Origin of the sequence: Undibacterium sp. SXout20W (genome assembly GCF_049340285.1) — a bacterium.
GTDB lineage: Bacteria > Pseudomonadota > Gammaproteobacteria > Burkholderiales > Burkholderiaceae_D > Undibacterium.
This window is the reverse complement of the sequence record NZ_JBMPPH010000003.1, coordinates 1-16,212: the sequence shown is the minus strand read 5'-3', so window position 1 is coordinate 16,212 and position 16,212 is coordinate 1. Positions and strand designations below refer to the sequence as shown.

13 protein-coding genes are annotated in these 16,212 nt (G+C 45.3%); 6 read left to right on the top strand and 7 right to left on the bottom strand.

What is annotated here, in order from left to right; all coding sequences use genetic code 11:
* Nucleotides 1-250: 250 nt before the first annotated feature.
* The 5 genes from ACO0K1_RS02660 to ispD all read right to left on the bottom strand — a co-directional run bounded on the left by ACO0K1_RS02660 (nucleotide 251) and on the right by ispD (nucleotide 4,748).
* Nucleotides 251-1,840, bottom strand: a complete 1,590-nt coding sequence (locus ACO0K1_RS02660; protein ID WP_423022414.1) for a DUF3443 family protein — start codon at nucleotides 1,838-1,840, stop codon at nucleotides 251-253.
* A 118-nt stretch (nucleotides 1,841-1,958) separates the two neighbouring features.
* A complete protein-coding gene (locus tag ACO0K1_RS02655) occupies nucleotides 1,959-2,507 on the bottom strand; it encodes a DUF2844 domain-containing protein (protein WP_423022412.1) in 549 nt (182 codons plus the stop codon).
* 605 nt (nucleotides 2,508-3,112) lie between these two features.
* Complete coding sequence (locus tag ACO0K1_RS02650) at nucleotides 3,113-3,385, bottom strand: DUF4404 family protein (protein WP_423022410.1); 273 nt, start codon at nucleotides 3,383-3,385, stop codon at nucleotides 3,113-3,115.
* A gap of 107 nt (nucleotides 3,386-3,492) precedes the next feature.
* A complete protein-coding gene (gene ispF / locus ACO0K1_RS02645; protein ID WP_423022408.1) occupies nucleotides 3,493-3,996 on the bottom strand; it encodes a 2-C-methyl-D-erythritol 2,4-cyclodiphosphate synthase in 504 nt (167 codons plus the stop codon).
* A gap of 50 nt (nucleotides 3,997-4,046) precedes the next feature.
* Nucleotides 4,047-4,748, bottom strand: a complete 702-nt coding sequence (gene ispD, locus ACO0K1_RS02640; RefSeq protein ID WP_423022406.1) for a 2-C-methyl-D-erythritol 4-phosphate cytidylyltransferase — start codon at nucleotides 4,746-4,748, stop codon at nucleotides 4,047-4,049.
* Between the two features lie 140 nt (nucleotides 4,749-4,888).
* On the opposite strand from ispD, the gene mfd reads away from it, so the two are divergent.
* The 4 genes from mfd (at nucleotide 4,889) to ACO0K1_RS02620 (ending at nucleotide 11,982) form a co-directional block, all read left to right on the top strand.
* Nucleotides 4,889-8,329 carry a transcription-repair coupling factor gene (gene mfd / locus ACO0K1_RS02635; protein WP_423022404.1) on the top strand — a complete coding sequence of 1,147 codons (3,441 nt, stop codon included), beginning with the start codon at nucleotides 4,889-4,891 and terminating at the stop codon, nucleotides 8,327-8,329.
* Nucleotides 8,330-8,419: 90 nt separating this feature from the next.
* A complete protein-coding gene (gene serB / locus ACO0K1_RS02630) occupies nucleotides 8,420-9,280 on the top strand; it encodes a phosphoserine phosphatase SerB (protein WP_423022402.1) in 861 nt (286 codons plus the stop codon).
* 225 nt (nucleotides 9,281-9,505) lie between these two features.
* Nucleotides 9,506-10,582, top strand: coding sequence for a phosphotransferase family protein (locus tag ACO0K1_RS02625; protein ID WP_423022400.1), 1,077 nt, complete (start codon nucleotides 9,506-9,508; stop codon nucleotides 10,580-10,582).
* A 140-nt stretch (nucleotides 10,583-10,722) separates the two neighbouring features.
* On the top strand, nucleotides 10,723-11,982 hold the full coding sequence (locus ACO0K1_RS02620) for an acyl-CoA dehydrogenase family protein (RefSeq protein WP_423022398.1): 1,260 nt from the start codon (nucleotides 10,723-10,725) through the stop codon (nucleotides 11,980-11,982).
* A gap of 67 nt (nucleotides 11,983-12,049) precedes the next feature.
* Here the strand turns inward: ACO0K1_RS02620 and ACO0K1_RS02615 are convergent, their stop codons facing one another.
* Nucleotides 12,050-12,790 carry an SIMPL domain-containing protein gene (locus tag ACO0K1_RS02615; protein WP_423022396.1) on the bottom strand — a complete coding sequence of 247 codons (741 nt, stop codon included), beginning with the start codon at nucleotides 12,788-12,790 and terminating at the stop codon, nucleotides 12,050-12,052.
* Nucleotides 12,791-12,877: 87 nt separating this feature from the next.
* Nucleotides 12,878-13,747, bottom strand: coding sequence for a DMT family transporter (locus ACO0K1_RS02610; RefSeq protein ID WP_423022394.1), 870 nt, complete (start codon nucleotides 13,745-13,747; stop codon nucleotides 12,878-12,880).
* Nucleotides 13,748-13,895: 148 nt separating this feature from the next.
* Here ACO0K1_RS02610 and ACO0K1_RS02605 point away from each other — a divergent pair, with 148 nt between their 5' ends.
* Nucleotides 13,896-14,588 (top strand): glutathione binding-like protein, encoded by a 693-nt coding sequence (locus tag ACO0K1_RS02605; RefSeq protein ID WP_423022392.1) that lies wholly within the window; start codon nucleotides 13,896-13,898, stop codon nucleotides 14,586-14,588.
* Between the two features lie 168 nt (nucleotides 14,589-14,756).
* Entirely contained in the window at nucleotides 14,757-15,983 is a 1,227-nt protein-coding gene (locus ACO0K1_RS02600; RefSeq protein WP_423022390.1) for a DUF2863 family protein, read from the top strand.
* The last annotated feature ends 229 nt before the right edge of the window (nucleotides 15,984-16,212 follow it).

Genomic DNA, 16,212 nt, shown 5'->3' with positions numbered 1-16,212 from the left:
CTGGAAGTAGCACTTGATATGTCAATCGATATGTCAAACGATATGTCAAATGAAGGGTCAATTACTGTTTGCCTACTTAGCAACCAAGGTTCAATCATGGATTGAGCGATGTGAGGCAGCAAAAGACGAGCAAAAATACCAAGGCGAACTGGACATTTTTGAAAAGCCAATTATCTCAGATATTTTTCATATGAACGGTTTAGTTTGCTGCATCGCCAGGGTCGTTTGACATTGGCGATGCAGCTCGTTATCACTGAATGCCGTTGATAGGGCCAGTGACCGTCGTGGAGGCTGTTCCGCCCAATCCAGTTCCCGGCGCACTCATTGAATTGAAAAGGAAATACATATTGTGCCCGTAGAAGGACGATAAGCCAAAAGCCATCGTTGTTGCACTCAGTGTGGTTGAACCTGCGATGGGGCCAGCAACATTACTAAACACAATCGCCGAAGGCGTATTGATGACATCAGCGTTTGCAACTTGATATGTCATTGCACCAATAGCAACCGGCGTTTTTCCAGCACTAGCATAGTTTGCAAATGAAACTGGAATATTTTGCGGTTGTGCCGGGCAGTACAAACCAGCATTCACTCCTTTGCTCGAGCATAGTGTCAGGTTCGTGTTCGTATTGTCATTAAAATACATCAAGTCAGTTCCACTATCGATATAGGCTGAATACCAAGTATTCCCTACCTTTGCGGCAAACTCACCCAAATTGTCATTGATAATCGCCAACGTTGAAACTGCGGGGGTATTATTTGCTTGCGTACTCACACCGAAAGTTAAAGTGCCGACTGTAGGTGTACTTAACCCTGTGGATGGCACGGATGGCAATGCTAAGACGACACCGTTATTATCTGATGAAAACTGACTCACAATGTTTGGCAAACCGGCATACGAAGTATTTGAAGTGCATTGACCAAGTGCGGAGTTCTGGCAATCAAAATACATCGCGTAATTATCGAGCAAATCAAAACTAACACCTATTAATCCGTTGCCATTGAATGCTTGTGTTGTGTCCGTTTCAGTGCCACCTTGGTTGCTACAAGCGGCTGGAACCTGATATCCAGGCGCACCAAATACCTGCATATTGGTATTTTTGACCAATTTGCCTGCAATATAGACGTCTGCGCTGACGACAGGCCCATAGACGTAAGAGGCAACATAGATTTCACACTCAGCTAACGACGTCGCTGCATTACGTCCGGCTACGGTCGGCAATCCACTTCCAGGCTGCAAATTTGATGCAAGAGCTGTTGAAGCGATGCGCAAACCCGCGGACCCTGTGTCAACAATAACGTGATCAATAATTTGGCAATTAGTTGTGCTCCCAGGTGCGCAAATTTTTACGCTGACGTAGGGCACATTGGCATTATTCGCACCACCTGCCGTACCGCCCGCAGCGCACGGGAAGCCGTCTATCACCAACGGCGCAACATTTCCACTGCCAATTGAAGTTGCATTCCCACAGGCCATGGCAACCTGAGGTACAAGCGAGCAAGAAACCGCAACATTTGTCACATTGCTGCTTGCTACTGTTCCCGTGCCATTTGTAATTGAGCAGGCATAATAGTTGGGGGAAGTCGTTGTTGTGCTCACTGCATACTGCTTTCCACTTGCCAATGCTGTCGGGAATGTGAACGTGCTATTACCCGTTACCGTAATTGTGTCGCCACCATTATTTTGCAAAATAACGGAACCGCTCAATCCAGTTACTGTGCCGCCAACCGTTATGCCCGTCGTTGAAGGTGTCGGGGATGAAGAGGATCCTGAACTGCTCGAACCACCACCACAACTGGTGATTAATGCGCAGGCGATCAACACAAAGGCAAATTTTTTCATCTTTTTAATCTCAAATCGGTCAAAAAATTAAATCACTGCTATACGCTGGAAATACACTTATTTAATACCGCTACCTTTTCAATCAGTTCTAATTGCTTCTAATTGCCTCTAATTAGGTCTAATTATTTCTGTTAACGTTATTTGAAGGCGTCGGCGTAATGCGGTCATTGGGTACATTAACAGGACCATTCAGCGTTGATGGTATTTTTGAAGGAATATGCGCAGTGCCACTGAAAACGCGGTTGACTACAGCAGAGTGAATTTCTACATTTGAACCGGCAATATCAGCACGCCGCAACGTTGGGTGTCCCTTTTTTGGCGCGGTGATAGTTTGATTAAAATAGGGGCCGAGTAGTTGTTTCATGTCTGGACGAGTACCCTTCCCGTTCCAAGTCACTTCGAAGACCTGATCGGCAGCATTCACAAACTCGTGGACGATGATTCCATTGGGTAATGTGAGTACGTAATCGGTGTATCCAGCTGTCGTGTTTTTTGCAAGCGAGGCTCCGAACGCTGCTTGATCAGCAATCACAGTGGCAGAATTCCCCCCCAATGTTGCAAAAGCAGGGACTGACGTTAATCCAATAACCAGAAAGGCAAACCGCAAACCCAATGTGGGAAGCTGGACGCATAATTGATTAGTGTTTCTTGCTGTGCGCTTTTTCATTGCTGCTCCGTATTGATGTGATTTGTTGCTATTTCAATCCGCTATTGTCGTTTCGGAATTAACGAACGCATTTTATTCGAGGATCTTTTTCAATATAACCGAGTGTGGGGTTAATCATACCAAATACGGTCTCTTTTAGATGTGGCATCTTTTAAAAGTTAAACATCAAAAGACGAAAAACGACGCTAAAGACCTTTTTGAGTCGATTATTTTTGTCAATTATTCACGTTCATGCCTAAAATTACCGAATTTCAAAGTGTCCTTGCCAACCAGCTAAAACTTGTAACCCACCTTTGCATGAAGCTAGGGTGTGTTATCAGGATGTTAGCTTACGATATTGACCCATTTAATATTATTTGTTCGAAGGTAACCAGGCAAAAACAAATGTGATCTTCCCTATTCCAATTCAGTCAAAGATAATGAAATTGCAAAAACGTCATCGCCTCCTATGCCCAACAATACGATCGTTAATTGTCAGGAGCATTGTAGTTGCAAAAAGAAAAGCCAATCTTTTTCACAGATTGGCTTCAAAATAAGACGCTACGATACTAACAGCGATAGGCATATCCCAAGGCTATGCCTATAGGATTCCAGCGTTAAAATAATCAGACCCCAATTTTAGCCAGCATTGATGCAAGCTCGCGTAAAGCAGGCTCTAGTTTCGGGTGTTCAGCGGCGAATTGAGCGGATAGCGCAACAGAGCGATCACTCAAAGCGGCATAGACAGGGTCATCATGAGCCTGTTCGCTATTAAGTACGTGATGAATATCTTTGTTTAAATTTTGCAGCAAGGATTTTAATTCACCGTCCACTTCATCTGCGTTAGCCAACTCAGTATGCAATTGCAGCAGTAATTGCTTCACGTTTTCTTGATTCATAGTAGATCCTTTTTGATCAGTTCCGAGATGTGTTTGACGCCGTTGTCGACGCTTAGCCAGATAATTTTGTTTTTTCGCGATCTACAATTTAAATTAAAACCTCGATTTTAAAGTTTATCAATCTTAAATATGAGTACTGCTGCCTCTGCAGCAATCCCTTCCTCACGGCCTAAGTATCCCAACTTTTCATTGGTCTTCGCTTTGATATTAACCTGTGTTACGTCGACCTCCAGATCCATGGCAACATGCTCCCGCATAAAGGGAATGTGCGGTGCCATCTTTGGCGCTTGGGCAATAATAGTTGCATCCAAATTACCTACGGCATAACCAGCTTCATGCAAGCGCTTTATGGCTTCACGCAACAGTACCCGTGAATCTGCACCAGAAAACCGGACATCAGTATCAGGAAAATGACGCCCGATATCGCCCAAACCCGCGGCGCCGAAGATTGCATCCGTAATGGCATGCAACAGCACATCTGCATCGGAGTGACCTAATAAACCTGTCGTATGCGGGATATCCACGCCGCCAATAATGAGTTTTCGACCTGGTACCAATGCGTGACAGTCATAACCTTGCCCGATTCTGAAGGGAGGAATATTATTTTTCATCAAATTTCTCTCGTTTTTCTGTGGTTTTTGTATTTACTTTATACCTACATTCAGGCGCCTCGTAGCTGGCCATCCAAATAGCGTTTTATCTGATCGAGATCAGCTGGTAAAGTCACTTTTAAATTACATACATGACCTTCTACTAAGGCAGGCGTGTAGCCCGCAGCTTCGACTGCACTAGACTCATCAGTCACCTGATTAGCTGCATCCAAGGCATCGCATAGTAATTGATACCTAAACATTTGTGGGGTCTGTGCCAGCCACATGCCGTCGCGTGATATGGTTTGCATCTTGCCAACCATTACCCGCTTCACCGTGTCAACAACCGGCAGCGCTAATAGCCCTCCGACTTGATGCTCTCCAACTTCGTTGATTAATTTTCTCAATAAATCGGTAGTCAGACCGGGTCTGGCTGCATCATGGACCAAGACCCAGTCGTTTGGATTTAATTGATCCCGGATTTCACTCAAACCGTTTCTGACCGTATCCCGCCTACTGGCACCACCACAACGCATGATAGTTAGATGTTGATCGCTCTTCAAAGAGTCGTCGGCAAAGGCATCTTCTGGACTGACGATGACATAGGTATGCAAAATGCCAGGGAAATTTAAAAATGCATCAACGGTGTGCTGCAATATCGTCTTTCCGGCAACATTAATATATTGTTTAGGTATGTCTTTACCCATGCGGCTACCAACGCCAGCTGCCGGAATTAAGGCAACGTAGCGCGGACTTAGGGGGGCGTGTTTCATAGCTTCATGCATACTTCTTTTACGCGTTCTCTGAAGAGAACAGTCCGTTCGTTTATAATAAGCTCTCATTTTAACCGCGTATTTCATTCTGTACGCGGTTCCTTCAGCTGCTTTTATGGGTTCTTCAATTTTCAGCCGCAATGTCATTCGATTTCAAGAAATCTTTAGCAAAACCGGGCCATAGACTGGCTCTTCCGACCTTACATGGTTCTGCGGATGCGTTTGCGCTCGCACAGGCCGCGACTGCGCTTAAGTCTGAAAAACGCATGTTGACTGTTTTTGTTGCCAATCCTGGCGACGCTCAGAGGTTGCGCGATGAAATTCCCTGGTTTAATCCTGAATTGCGTTGTCATTTGCTGCCAGATTGGGAAACCCTCCCCTACGATGCATTTTCTCCGCATCAAGACTTGGTTTCAGAACGCTTGGCCAGTCTGCATGAAATTCAAAATGGCAACTGCGATGTGCTTTTAGCGCCCGCTACAACCGCTTTGCTGCGGATGGCACCACCGTCGTTTTTAGCCGCCTACACGTTTTTCTTTAAAAAAGGCGATACCTTAGATGAAGCAAAGCTAAAATCACAGCTGACTTTAGCTGGATATAGTCACGTCAACCAAGTTATGTCTCCTGGCGAGTATTCCGTTCGTGGTGGATTAATTGATCTTTTCCCTATGGGCTCGGCGTTACCATATCGCTTAGATTTGTTCGGTGACACGATAGAAACGATCCGCACTTTTGATGCAGATACCCAGCGGTCACTTTACCCCGTGCCCGAAGTGAGGTTGTTGCCTGGGCGCGAATTCCCAATGGACGAGCCTGCAAGAACCGCATTTCGCAGTCGTTGGCGAGAAACGTTTGAAGGTGACCCTTCGCGCTCATCGATATACAAAGATATTGGCAATGGCATCGCATCGGCTGGTATTGAATACTACCTGACGCTATTTTTTGAACAGTCTGCCACTCTCTTTGACTACTTGCCTGCCTCGCCCCACTTCGCATTAGTGGGCAATATCGACGAAGCAATTCAACGGTTTTGGACCGATACACGCTCGCGCTATCAATTTTTAAAAGCAGACAGAGAACGACCAGTTTTATCCCCTGAAACCGTATTTTTGCGCGACGACGATTTTTTTGCCGCAATGAAAACGCAAGCACGTTGGGTAATTACGCCTGCAGAAAAAGGCACTTCTTCAGCAGAAGGAACTGAAATCTCTGCTTTTTTACCCGATATTTCGGTGAATCGCCGAGCGGATGACCCGCTGATTAATTTACGCTCGTTTTTATTGCAAACGGATAAGCGAGTCATGATCTGCGCTGAAACTTTGGGGCGACGCGAAACGCTGCAACAGTATTTTAACGAATACGCTATTTCCCTCAGTTTGTGCGAAGGCTACACAGACTTTGTCACTGCAAGTCCAAAACTAATGCTGGGCGTCGCACCATTGCATGCTGGTTTTATGCTTGCCGACGGTGTAGTTTTTATTACCGAAGCGGAATTATATGCTGGCAGCGGAAAGCGTATAGGCCGCAAAAAGCAGGAGGCAGTAACCCAAGTCGAGCATATGGTGCGCGACCTGTCAGAACTCAAAATCGGCGATCCTGTGGTTCATAGTAACCATGGCATTGGTCGCTATATGGGCCTGATCAGTATGGATTTAGGTGAAGGTGATACCGAATTTTTACATCTTGAGTACGCTAAAGAAACCAAACTCTATGTTCCGGTAGCGCAATTGCACGTCATTTCGCGCTACTCAGGCGCGTCGCCGGACGATGCGCCATTGCATAGTCTAGGTTCTGGACAATGGGAAAAGGCGAAGAAGAAAGCCGCCCAACAGATTCGCGATACTGCTGCAGAATTGCTTAATCTCTATGCGCGCCGAGCTGCACGTCAAGGTCATGCTTTTGAATATTCAAGTAAAGACTACGAAGCCTTTGCAGAGAGCTTTGGCTTTGAGGAGACTCCAGATCAAGCTGCTGCAATCACAGCGGTGATTGGCGATATGACCTCTGGCAAGCCCATGGATAGGCTGATTTGTGGCGATGTAGGTTTTGGTAAAACAGAAGTTGCTTTACGCGCTGCGTTCGTTGCCGTCATGGGGGGCAAGCAAGTCGCAATTTTGGCACCAACCACCTTGCTGGCAGAGCAGCACGCACAAACTTTTGCAGATCGTTTTGCAAATTGGCCAGTAAAAATCGCTGAATTATCTCGTTTCCGATCTGGCAAAGAAATTAATTTGGCAATTAAGGGGATGGGCGATGGTACCGTTGATATCGTCATTGGTACGCATAAACTGTTATCTGATGACGTAAAGTTTTCCCGTCTGGGTTTGGTGATCATCGACGAAGAGCATCGGTTTGGTGTGCGACAAAAAGAAGCCCTGAAATCATTGCGTGCAGAAGTAGACGTACTGACTTTAACAGCGACACCTATCCCCCGTACTCTGGGAATGGCACTGGAAGGTTTGCGCGATTTTTCGATCATTGCGACCGCACCTCAGAAACGTTTGGCAATTAAAACTTTTGTCCGTAGCGAAGATAATTCCGTTATTCGCGAAGCTTGTCTGCGCGAATTAAAGCGCGGCGGCCAAGTTTACTTTTTGCACAACGAAGTAGAAACGATAGAAAACCGTAAAGCAATGCTCGAAGCCTTATTGCCAGAAGCACGCGTGATTGTCGCGCATGGGCAAATGCATGAGCGAGATCTGGAAAAAGTAATGCGCGATTTTGTAGCGCAGCGCCATAACATCCTATTGTGTACGACTATCATCGAAACGGGTATCGACGTTCCGACCGCCAATACCATCATCATGCATAGAGCCGATAAATTTGGATTGGCGCAATTGCATCAATTGCGTGGACGTGTCGGTCGCTCGCATCATCAAGCCTACGCTTACCTGCTGGTACATGACGTACAGGGGTTGACCAAACAAGCAAATCGCCGCTTAGAAGCAATTCAACAGATGGAAGAGTTAGGTAGCGGATTTTATCTTGCGATGCACGATCTGGAAATTCGTGGTGCTGGTGAAGTATTAGGCGATAACCAATCCGGTGAGATGCATGAGATCGGCTTTCAAATGTATTCCGATATGTTGAATGAAGCTGTCCGCTCTCTGAAAAATGGCAAAGAGCCAGATCTTGCGGCACCTTTATCGAGCACAACTGAAATTAATCTGCATATTCCTGCGCTATTACCGAACGATTTTTGTGGTGACGTTCACGAACGGCTGTCCATATACAAACGATTGGCCAATTGCAGTAAAGCCAGTGCAATTGATGATATGCAAGAGGAAATGATAGACCGTTTTGGCAAACTGCCTGAACAAGTTCAATCACTGTTGGAAACCCATCGCTTACGCGTCGCTGCAAAGCCATTGGGAATCATAAAAATAGATGTGCACGGGGAAGCCGCTAGTTTGCAATTTGAACCACAGCCTCCCATCGATGCCATGCGTATTATTGAGCTGGTGCAAAAGAACAAGCACATCCGGCTCAATGGTCAAGATAAATTAAGAATTACTGCAAATATGCCCGATCTGGCAAGCCGCGTCGCGCAGATTAAGTTGACACTAAAAGCATTGCAATAGATCCTTCAATCGATGCTACTGAGCATTTGTGACGATATTTGAACTACATTTGAACTGCATTAAATTATATTTAAACTTTGTTAGCTAACAATGACGACTCCACAGCTTATCATCCAGTCTCTGCAAGATATTGATCATAATGATGCCGATTTGCATAAAATTATTGCCTTGAGCAGTGCCAGTGCCAGCAAGAACATCAGTCCAAAAGTCATTAAACTCGAAGGTGTTTCGATCGATGAAAAACAATGGGGTAATATCCAACAACATGCATTCGCCAAAGCATGGGATGTTACTAAAATGGCGGCACCACTTTCATTAAGCGACTTTAAACTTGTTGCCATGGATATGGATTCCACATTGATTACCATTGAATGCATCGATGAAATCGCTGATATGCAAGGCTTAAAACCTCAAGTAGCGGAAATTACAGAAGCCGCAATGCGTGGAGAATTAGAGTTTCAAGAAAGTTTAATCCGTCGCGTGGCACTGCTCAAAGGCCTTGATGCATCGGCGTTACAACAGGTTTTCGATGAACGCTTGAATTTATCACTGGGTGCCGAAGCAATGCTTAAAGCGGTTCAGCGCGCTGGCTTAAAGACGCTCTTGGTTTCAGGTGGATTTACATTCTTTACTGATCGCATGAAATCCTTACTGAATCTCGACTACAGTCATTCCAATGTACTTGAGATCGAAAATGGTAAATTGACTGGTAAGGTGATCGGCACCATCGTTGACGCCACTGAAAAACAAAAAACTGTCGAACGTGTTTGCCAGGAGTTGGGAATTAGCTCGCAACAAGCGATCGTCATGGGTGACGGTGCCAATGATTTAAAGATGATGCATATTGCGGGGATGTCGGTTGCATTTCGCGCCAAGCCTATCGTCAGATCACAGGCCAATGTGGCATTGAATTTTGTCGGATTGGATGGCGTACTTCACTTATTTGCCTGAATTTGGCAAAAAAAATGCTTTTTATGAGATGGCCACCCGATTTTTCCAGGTGGCCATTTTTCATTACGGATTGAAATGTTGTTCCATCCAACAGATAAAATGAATACAATAAATTAAAATAGTACGGACGTTCGATTATTTGAGTTAAAATAGTTTTGATACCCTCACAAGTGATAACTTCGCGGGTAAGATCAACGACCATACGCAAAAAGCGAGGAGACATCGATGTTTGAAGAATTTATGGGCACCATGGCAGTTGCCGAGCGTCAAAAGTTTAATATCGGCGCCCTCGCCGACTATATGCGGCAGCATGTAGCAGGCTTTGATGCATCCATGGCAGATAAATTGGAAGTCGCGCAATTTAAAGGCGGCCAGTCCAATCCTACCTTCAAGCTTAGTGTTGGCAATCAACACTATGTTTTACGCGCAAAACCTGGCCCAGTCGCAAAATTATTACCTTCGGCGCATGCTATCGAACGCGAATTTAAGGTGATGGATGCCTTGAGTAAAGCCGGTTTTCCGGCTGCTAAGCAGTACGCTTTATGTAGCGATGAAGACGTAATCGGGCGCGCCTTTTACATCATGGAATTTGTTGATGGACGCGTGTTGTGGGATCAGTCGCTTCCAGGTATGACACCGCCACAGCGCGCTGAAATTTACGATGAAATGAATCGCGTCATTGCCCAATTGCACACCATCGACTATGCAGCGATTGGTCTCGCTGATTATGGCAAACCAGGAAATTATTTTGCACGCCAGATTGATCGCTGGACGAAACAATACCGGGCATCAGAGACTGAGAAAATCGATGCGATGGACAATCTCATCGAGTGGTTACCGCATCATATTCCTGCTGGCGATGATACGAGTATCGTGCACGGCGACTATCGTCTCGACAACATGATGTTCCACCCGACCGAACCGCGAATTTTGGCTATTTTGGATTGGGAATTATCGACTCTGGGTCATCCATTGGCAGATTTCTCCTATCATTGCATGAGCTGGCACGTCACTCCCGGCCAATTCCGTGGCATCAAGGGCGTTGATTACAAGGCATTAGGTATCCCAAGCGAACAAGAATATATCGCTAAGTATTGCGAGCGCACGGGCAAAACGATTCGTCCAGAAGATTTCAATTTTTATCTGGCCTATAACCTGTTCCGCATGGCGGGTATTTTGCAAGGCATTATGAAACGCTTTGTCGACGGCACGGCGTCTAGCGCTCAGGCAAAGAAATCCGGCGAAGCTGCACGGCCAATGGCAGAATTAGGCTGGAGTTACGTCAACAAAGCGATGCGCTAACGTAGGTTTTCATTCAAAAGAATTATAGCTACTGCATTTTCGTTGTAAGTAAATAAGTCCAAAAAGACCAAAAAGGCCAGGAAGGCCCAAAAAAGATCTTTAAAGATTCAGAGAAGTCCAAAAAACATACCGGAGATAACATGGAATTCGAATACTCAGAACGTTGTAAGACCTTGCAAGCTAAATTGTTACGCTTCATGGATGAACACATTTATCCAAATGAAAAAGCATATAAAGAAGAAATTGACCGTAATGGGTCTGAAAAAGGTAATCGCTGGCTGGCTACCCAAATTATTGAAGACCTGAAACCAAAGGCGCGTGAACAAGGTCTATGGAATTTATTCTTACCAAAATCAGTTCGCGCACCGGAAGGCTTGTCCAATCTTGATTACGCACCATTATGCGAAATTATGGGACGAGTTAGCTGGGCACCAGAGGTTTTCAATTGCTCCGCGCCAGATACCGGCAATATGGAAACCATAGAACGTTACGGCTCTGAAGAACACAAAAAGCAATGGCTGGAACCACTTCTCCGAGGAGAAATTCGTTCAGCATTTGCGATGACAGAACCTGGCGTTGCTTCTTCTGACGCGACCAACATTGAAACCAGAATTGATCGTGATGGCGATCATTACGTGATTAATGGTCATAAATGGTGGATTTCTGGCGCTGGCGATCCTCGTTGCTCTGTTTATATCTTGATGGGAAAAACCGACTTCAATGCTGCGCGCCATTCACAACAATCGATGATATTGGTGGATGCAAAAACGCCCGGCATTACTGTTAAACGTCCCCTCCCCGTTTTTGGCTACGACGATGCCCCACATGGTCATTGCGAAATTTTATTTGAAAATGTTCGGGTGCCAGCAAGCAACATCTTGCTAGGTGAAGGTCGAGGCTTTGAAATTGCACAAGGTCGCTTAGGCCCTGGTCGCATCCATCATTGCATGCGTGCCATTGGCGTGGCCGAACGTGCATTAGAATTGATGTGTAAGCGTCTCAATAGTCGCACCGCTTTTGGCAAGAAAATATCCGAGCAAAGTATCTGGCGTGAACGTATTGCCGAATCCCGTATTCAAATCGATACTGCTCGTTTATTGACTCTCAAAGCGGCTTACATGATGGATACCGTTGGTAATAAGCATGCCCAAGCCGAAATCGCGATGATTAAAGTGTTGGCGCCGAACGTCACTCAACAAGTTCTTGACTGGGCAATTCAGGCGCATGGCGCTGGCGGCGTTTCGGGCGATTTTCCATTGGCAGCTCAATGGGCGGGCAATCGTACATTACGCCTCGCTGATGGGCCGGATGAAGTTCACCGGAATGCAATTGCTAAGTTAGAACTGGCAAAACATATTAGTCTCAGCGAAGATCTAGGTTTGCCAATTACGCGTTCTTAAACACTCAACGGTTGCAAGGTTAGACCTAAATAAAATAAAGACGGCTGAGATTCACCGTCTTTATTTTTTATTTCATCTTAAAAACGACATCTACGGCGTTTTTATAGTGCAAAGCACTCGGAATTGATAAATCCACGGAATCAAGCTGCGGTGGCTTCTCAGAGCTAATTATTCCAGCCAGATTTGCAGAATTACCTTCAAACCCCATGACACTCGCGATTTTTGCCAGCGGTGTTTCAGAAATTGCACTGGCATTTCCTAATTTAACACCGAGCCCATCTGCCATCGTTTTTGCATTTTCCTTAGCGTTTGCAATGGCAGCAGCTAACAAGTGCTGCCGAATTAAATTGAGATCAGATCTCCCAAACGTTGCCGAAAGATTGCCAAGGTAAGTTCGACTCAGCAAGAAATCCGTCAGCGTTTTCCATTGATCTAAATTTTTCACGACAAAGTGAAAACTGCGTAGCAATCGGTAGCGCACCGAGCTTTTTTCATTCGCGACCGTTTCGTCATCACTCACCATTTTTTTTGTGTCGTAGGTTTCAATGTCGCTACTATTAATCTGATTATTAGCCAAAAATTGCACGATTTCTTTCGACATCGCCTCGAGTTGTTGACCAGATTCGTGTGGTGTTACGGCCAGGCTGCGAATGTCAAATTCAAGCTCAGCCACATCAGCCGGTACTGATATCGATGCATTTCCCGTTGCGTGAATGAACGGATATTGCGGTAGAGAGTTCGCTTGAACCGTGAACGGAAGTGGCAGCAGACAAAACGGTATAAGAAACAGTTGGAAAAATTTAGTCAAAAATTTGGTCAGCGAGTTAGTCATAACATCAAACTATTTAAAGTGAACAAATTGCTATTATGAACGAATGTTAGCTACTGTTGCTTATTAATTAATTTTATTTGACGAATAAGTATGAAAATAGGTTGCGATTGTCGTGGTCAATAATACGATCGCCGCTCCTAATAAGGTGCGGGTTTGTATTACTTCGCCTAAGACTATGTAGGCCAAAATCATGCCGTACACTGGTTCCAAGGCAGCAGTGACGCTGACTAAAATGGCGGATATCTTTTTTAGACTAAAGGCGAACAACGTATGTGAAACCGCGGTGAATACGACGCCTAATACCCCCAGCAACACCCAGGTACGCACGCTTACATGGAGCAATTCGCCTTGATAAATCGCAAAAGGCGCCAGCAATGCGCAAGCAATCGCATTTTGTACAAAAGCAATTTGACTTGAAGATTCGTTTTCACCCTGATGACGATTGCTCAAAGTCAGCAATGCAAATGACAAGCCTGAGAGTGCTCCCATGCCAATTCCCTGAAGTGACCCATCTTGCCATCCCGTATCGCTCACCATGACAATCAGCCCCACTACCACCATGATTGCGGTCAGAACATCACGCCGCTGCCAGGCAGATTTCAAAATAATTGGTTCAAGAACCGCCACAAAAATTGGATATGTCGCAAATCCCATTAAACCAAATGCGACTGGCGCATAGTGGAGCGACGCAAAAAAAGTCAACCAGTGTATCGCTAAGAGCGCACCGCTGACTAGAGATAGGTACCAGTTCACTGACTTCTTCAGTGTTTGCAATTTCATCATTGGCAGCAAACATAAGGCTGCAAACAAGGTACGTCCGAAAACCAGACTCAGTGCACTCAACGCTATATATTTACCGAAAACGCCAGCTGCACCAAAAAGTAAGACGGCCAAATGCAAGGATAAAAATGACCGCAATCGGGATAATGTCATAAGATAGTAGGTAATTGTGGTTCTGCTATAGTAGCCTGAAATTGATTAAATAAATTGCTCAGACAACGTGGACTAACTTATGCAGAAAAACTCAAATTTCTGCATAATGGAATTCTGTATTTTTATTCACCTTTTGAAGAGGATCGCAATGATAGATGTTTATTCCTGGCCTACACCGAATGGCCACAAGGTACACATTATGCTCGAAGAGTGTGGGTTGGATTATCGTGCGATTCCGATTGATATTGGTGCTGGTGATCAATTTTCTGAGGATTTTTTATCCATTTCACCCAATAACAAGATTCCCGCTATCGTCGACTCTGATGGTCCAGACGGCAAACCGATCTCATTATTTGAGTCAGGCGCGATCCTGGTGTATCTGGCAGGTAAGACAGGATCATTTCTTGGTAACTCTGATCGCGACAAATACAATACCTTGCAATGGTTGATGTTTCAAATGGGAGGCGTTGGCCCTATGTTTGGTCAAACCCATCATTTCCGCATCTACGCTCCGAATAAAATCGAGTACGCGATAGATCGATATACCAACGAAACAAAGCGTTTGTATGGCGTGATTGATAAACAGCTGTCAAAAACACCTTATTTAGCAGGTGATGAATATACGATTGCAGATATTGCGACTTTCCCTTGGACACGGTCGTTTGCAAACCAGGGTATTGATTTGGCAGATTTTCCACACGTTAAACGCTGGTTCGACGAAGTTAGTGCGCGCCCTGCTGTGGAACGTGGCGTAAAAGTACTGGCGGATCTAAGAAAGCCGCTGGTTGATGACAAAGCAAAAGAAATGCTTTTCGGTAAAACTCAATACGATAAAAGGTAGACCATACCTGTAACTGCATGCTCACGATTCTCGGGTGAGGATCAAGGTTTAGTCGTTTTCCTCACCAGAACGGGTCTCTAATTTATCCGCTTACATTCGCTATTTCACGATAGTTGCTTTGAACATATGGTCGCGATATTGTGAAATGACATCTGACAGAGAACCCTTATGCGCCGACCTATCAAAAGAAATAGATTAAAGCTCGCTGCTGAAAGTCAACGGCTAGTCAACCTGTCACTCGCCGTCGCACAATCTGCGAGCCGTATGGAAGACTTGGCCTGGCAAGAGAAATTGGATTTATATGTCGCAAAAAATTTAAAACAGCACCATCAGGATATTTTAGATGCTGCTGCCGAAAATTTATTTGCCTCGCATCCAAATGGCTATGAGGTTTTGGTCGAGACTTTGGAAACTATCAGTACCAGTGCCATTTTTGAAGTCCAGGGGCACCAATATTACACTCTGCTGATCGCAGCGCCTATTTTAGCGTGGACACGTTTTGAGATTTCCTCGGGATCGATCTCCGTGGATGCACTAGCGTCTTTATCCCATCAATTAAGCACGCAATTACTCGTAGATCAGGCTAAATTGCGTTTGCTTCCTAATTTGTATTCGATTGATCAATTGCCCCGTAATCACACTGAGACGTATGCATTAATGGAACGTCAGGCAATGTCGCTGCTTAAAAATAGCACGCCTCCGGTCGAAGCTGAGCGCGCCCAAACGGTGCCGTTTCTCGCTGATATTCGCTACTTATTGGCGGTCTTAGTGACCCCAATTGATGCGCCACTGTTTCAATGGCAAGCGCTCGATGCGCCATATGACTGTGTTAAAGCAAAATCGGCTGCGCTCCTTGAATGGCAACAGCAGGTGGAACCGACGATTAAAAATTTGCTTCCGGGCTGCGGTATTGAACTCTTGTTACCAGAAGCCTACTACACAGCCTGCCGGGAAGCGGATATCAAGATTCGACCTGCTTCAATTCGATCGGCTGTATTTTATTTGACACAGACGCTAGGCAAAGAAGCAAATCAGTTTGAAGTCGTCATTGCCGCCTGCGGTGTGCAGGAGACACCCGGTCAAATCGATGAATTTCGCATCAGTTTTTGCCTTGTGGAGGCTCCAGAAGTCATTTACGGTGTCGTCTGGCCACTTTACCAGGCTGAAGACCAACTTGCTGCCCTTGGCATGGACGATACGGGACAAGTAAACGGCGATATTCCAGAAATTTTAACGGAATGCGGCATCGTTAATATTCTTCAACTGGAAGAAATTTTTGCAATGGAATTTTGTGACGATTGTGGGACACCTTTGTTTGCTGACCGCGAGGCAGAATTAGTGCACCCTGAAATGCCAGAAGATACACCCACACCCGGCACTGCGCATTTTCACTGATGCCACGCACTCAATGAGCGAACACACGAATGTCTCGTTATTGTTTCCACCCAAAGCGATAACGAGACATTTCTATTGTGGTTGGGTCGGCTAAGTAAAGAAGGCGAATTCTAGGATGAAGTGCAATTTATGAACGGTACCGGTTAATGAGGGCAAGATGCGATAGCATTTGTGCCTTTTTGACCGGCCAGTCGAAATTGCATAATGAACTACACACATCTCACCCAAA

What these genes read in the sequence shown, in the direction of transcription:
- ACO0K1_RS02655 (WP_423022412.1), bottom strand. Translation starts at nt 2,507, where the DNA reads ATGAAAAAGCGCACAGCAAGAAACACTAATCAATTATGCGTCCAGCTT.
- ACO0K1_RS02625 (WP_423022400.1), top strand. Translation starts at nt 9,506, where the DNA reads ATGTTTGAAGAATTTATGGGCACCATGGCAGTTGCCGAGCGTCAAAAG.
- serB (WP_423022402.1), top strand. Translation starts at nt 8,420, where the DNA reads ATGACGACTCCACAGCTTATCATCCAGTCTCTGCAAGATATTGATCAT.
- ACO0K1_RS02605 (WP_423022392.1), top strand. Translation starts at nt 13,896, where the DNA reads ATGATAGATGTTTATTCCTGGCCTACACCGAATGGCCACAAGGTACAC.
- ACO0K1_RS02610 (WP_423022394.1), bottom strand. Translation starts at nt 13,747, where the DNA reads ATGACATTATCCCGATTGCGGTCATTTTTATCCTTGCATTTGGCCGTC.
- ACO0K1_RS02620 (WP_423022398.1), top strand. Translation starts at nt 10,723, where the DNA reads ATGGAATTCGAATACTCAGAACGTTGTAAGACCTTGCAAGCTAAATTG.
- ispF (WP_423022408.1), bottom strand. Translation starts at nt 3,996, where the DNA reads ATGAAAAATAATATTCCTCCCTTCAGAATCGGGCAAGGTTATGACTGT.
- ACO0K1_RS02600 (WP_423022390.1), top strand. Translation starts at nt 14,757, where the DNA reads ATGCGCCGACCTATCAAAAGAAATAGATTAAAGCTCGCTGCTGAAAGT.
- ACO0K1_RS02660 (WP_423022414.1), bottom strand. Translation starts at nt 1,840, where the DNA reads ATGAAAAAATTTGCCTTTGTGTTGATCGCCTGCGCATTAATCACCAGT.
- mfd (WP_423022404.1), top strand. Translation starts at nt 4,889, where the DNA reads ATGTCATTCGATTTCAAGAAATCTTTAGCAAAACCGGGCCATAGACTG.
- ispD (WP_423022406.1), bottom strand. Translation starts at nt 4,748, where the DNA reads ATGAAACACGCCCCCCTAAGTCCGCGCTACGTTGCCTTAATTCCGGCA.
- ACO0K1_RS02650 (WP_423022410.1), bottom strand. Translation starts at nt 3,385, where the DNA reads ATGAATCAAGAAAACGTGAAGCAATTACTGCTGCAATTGCATACTGAG.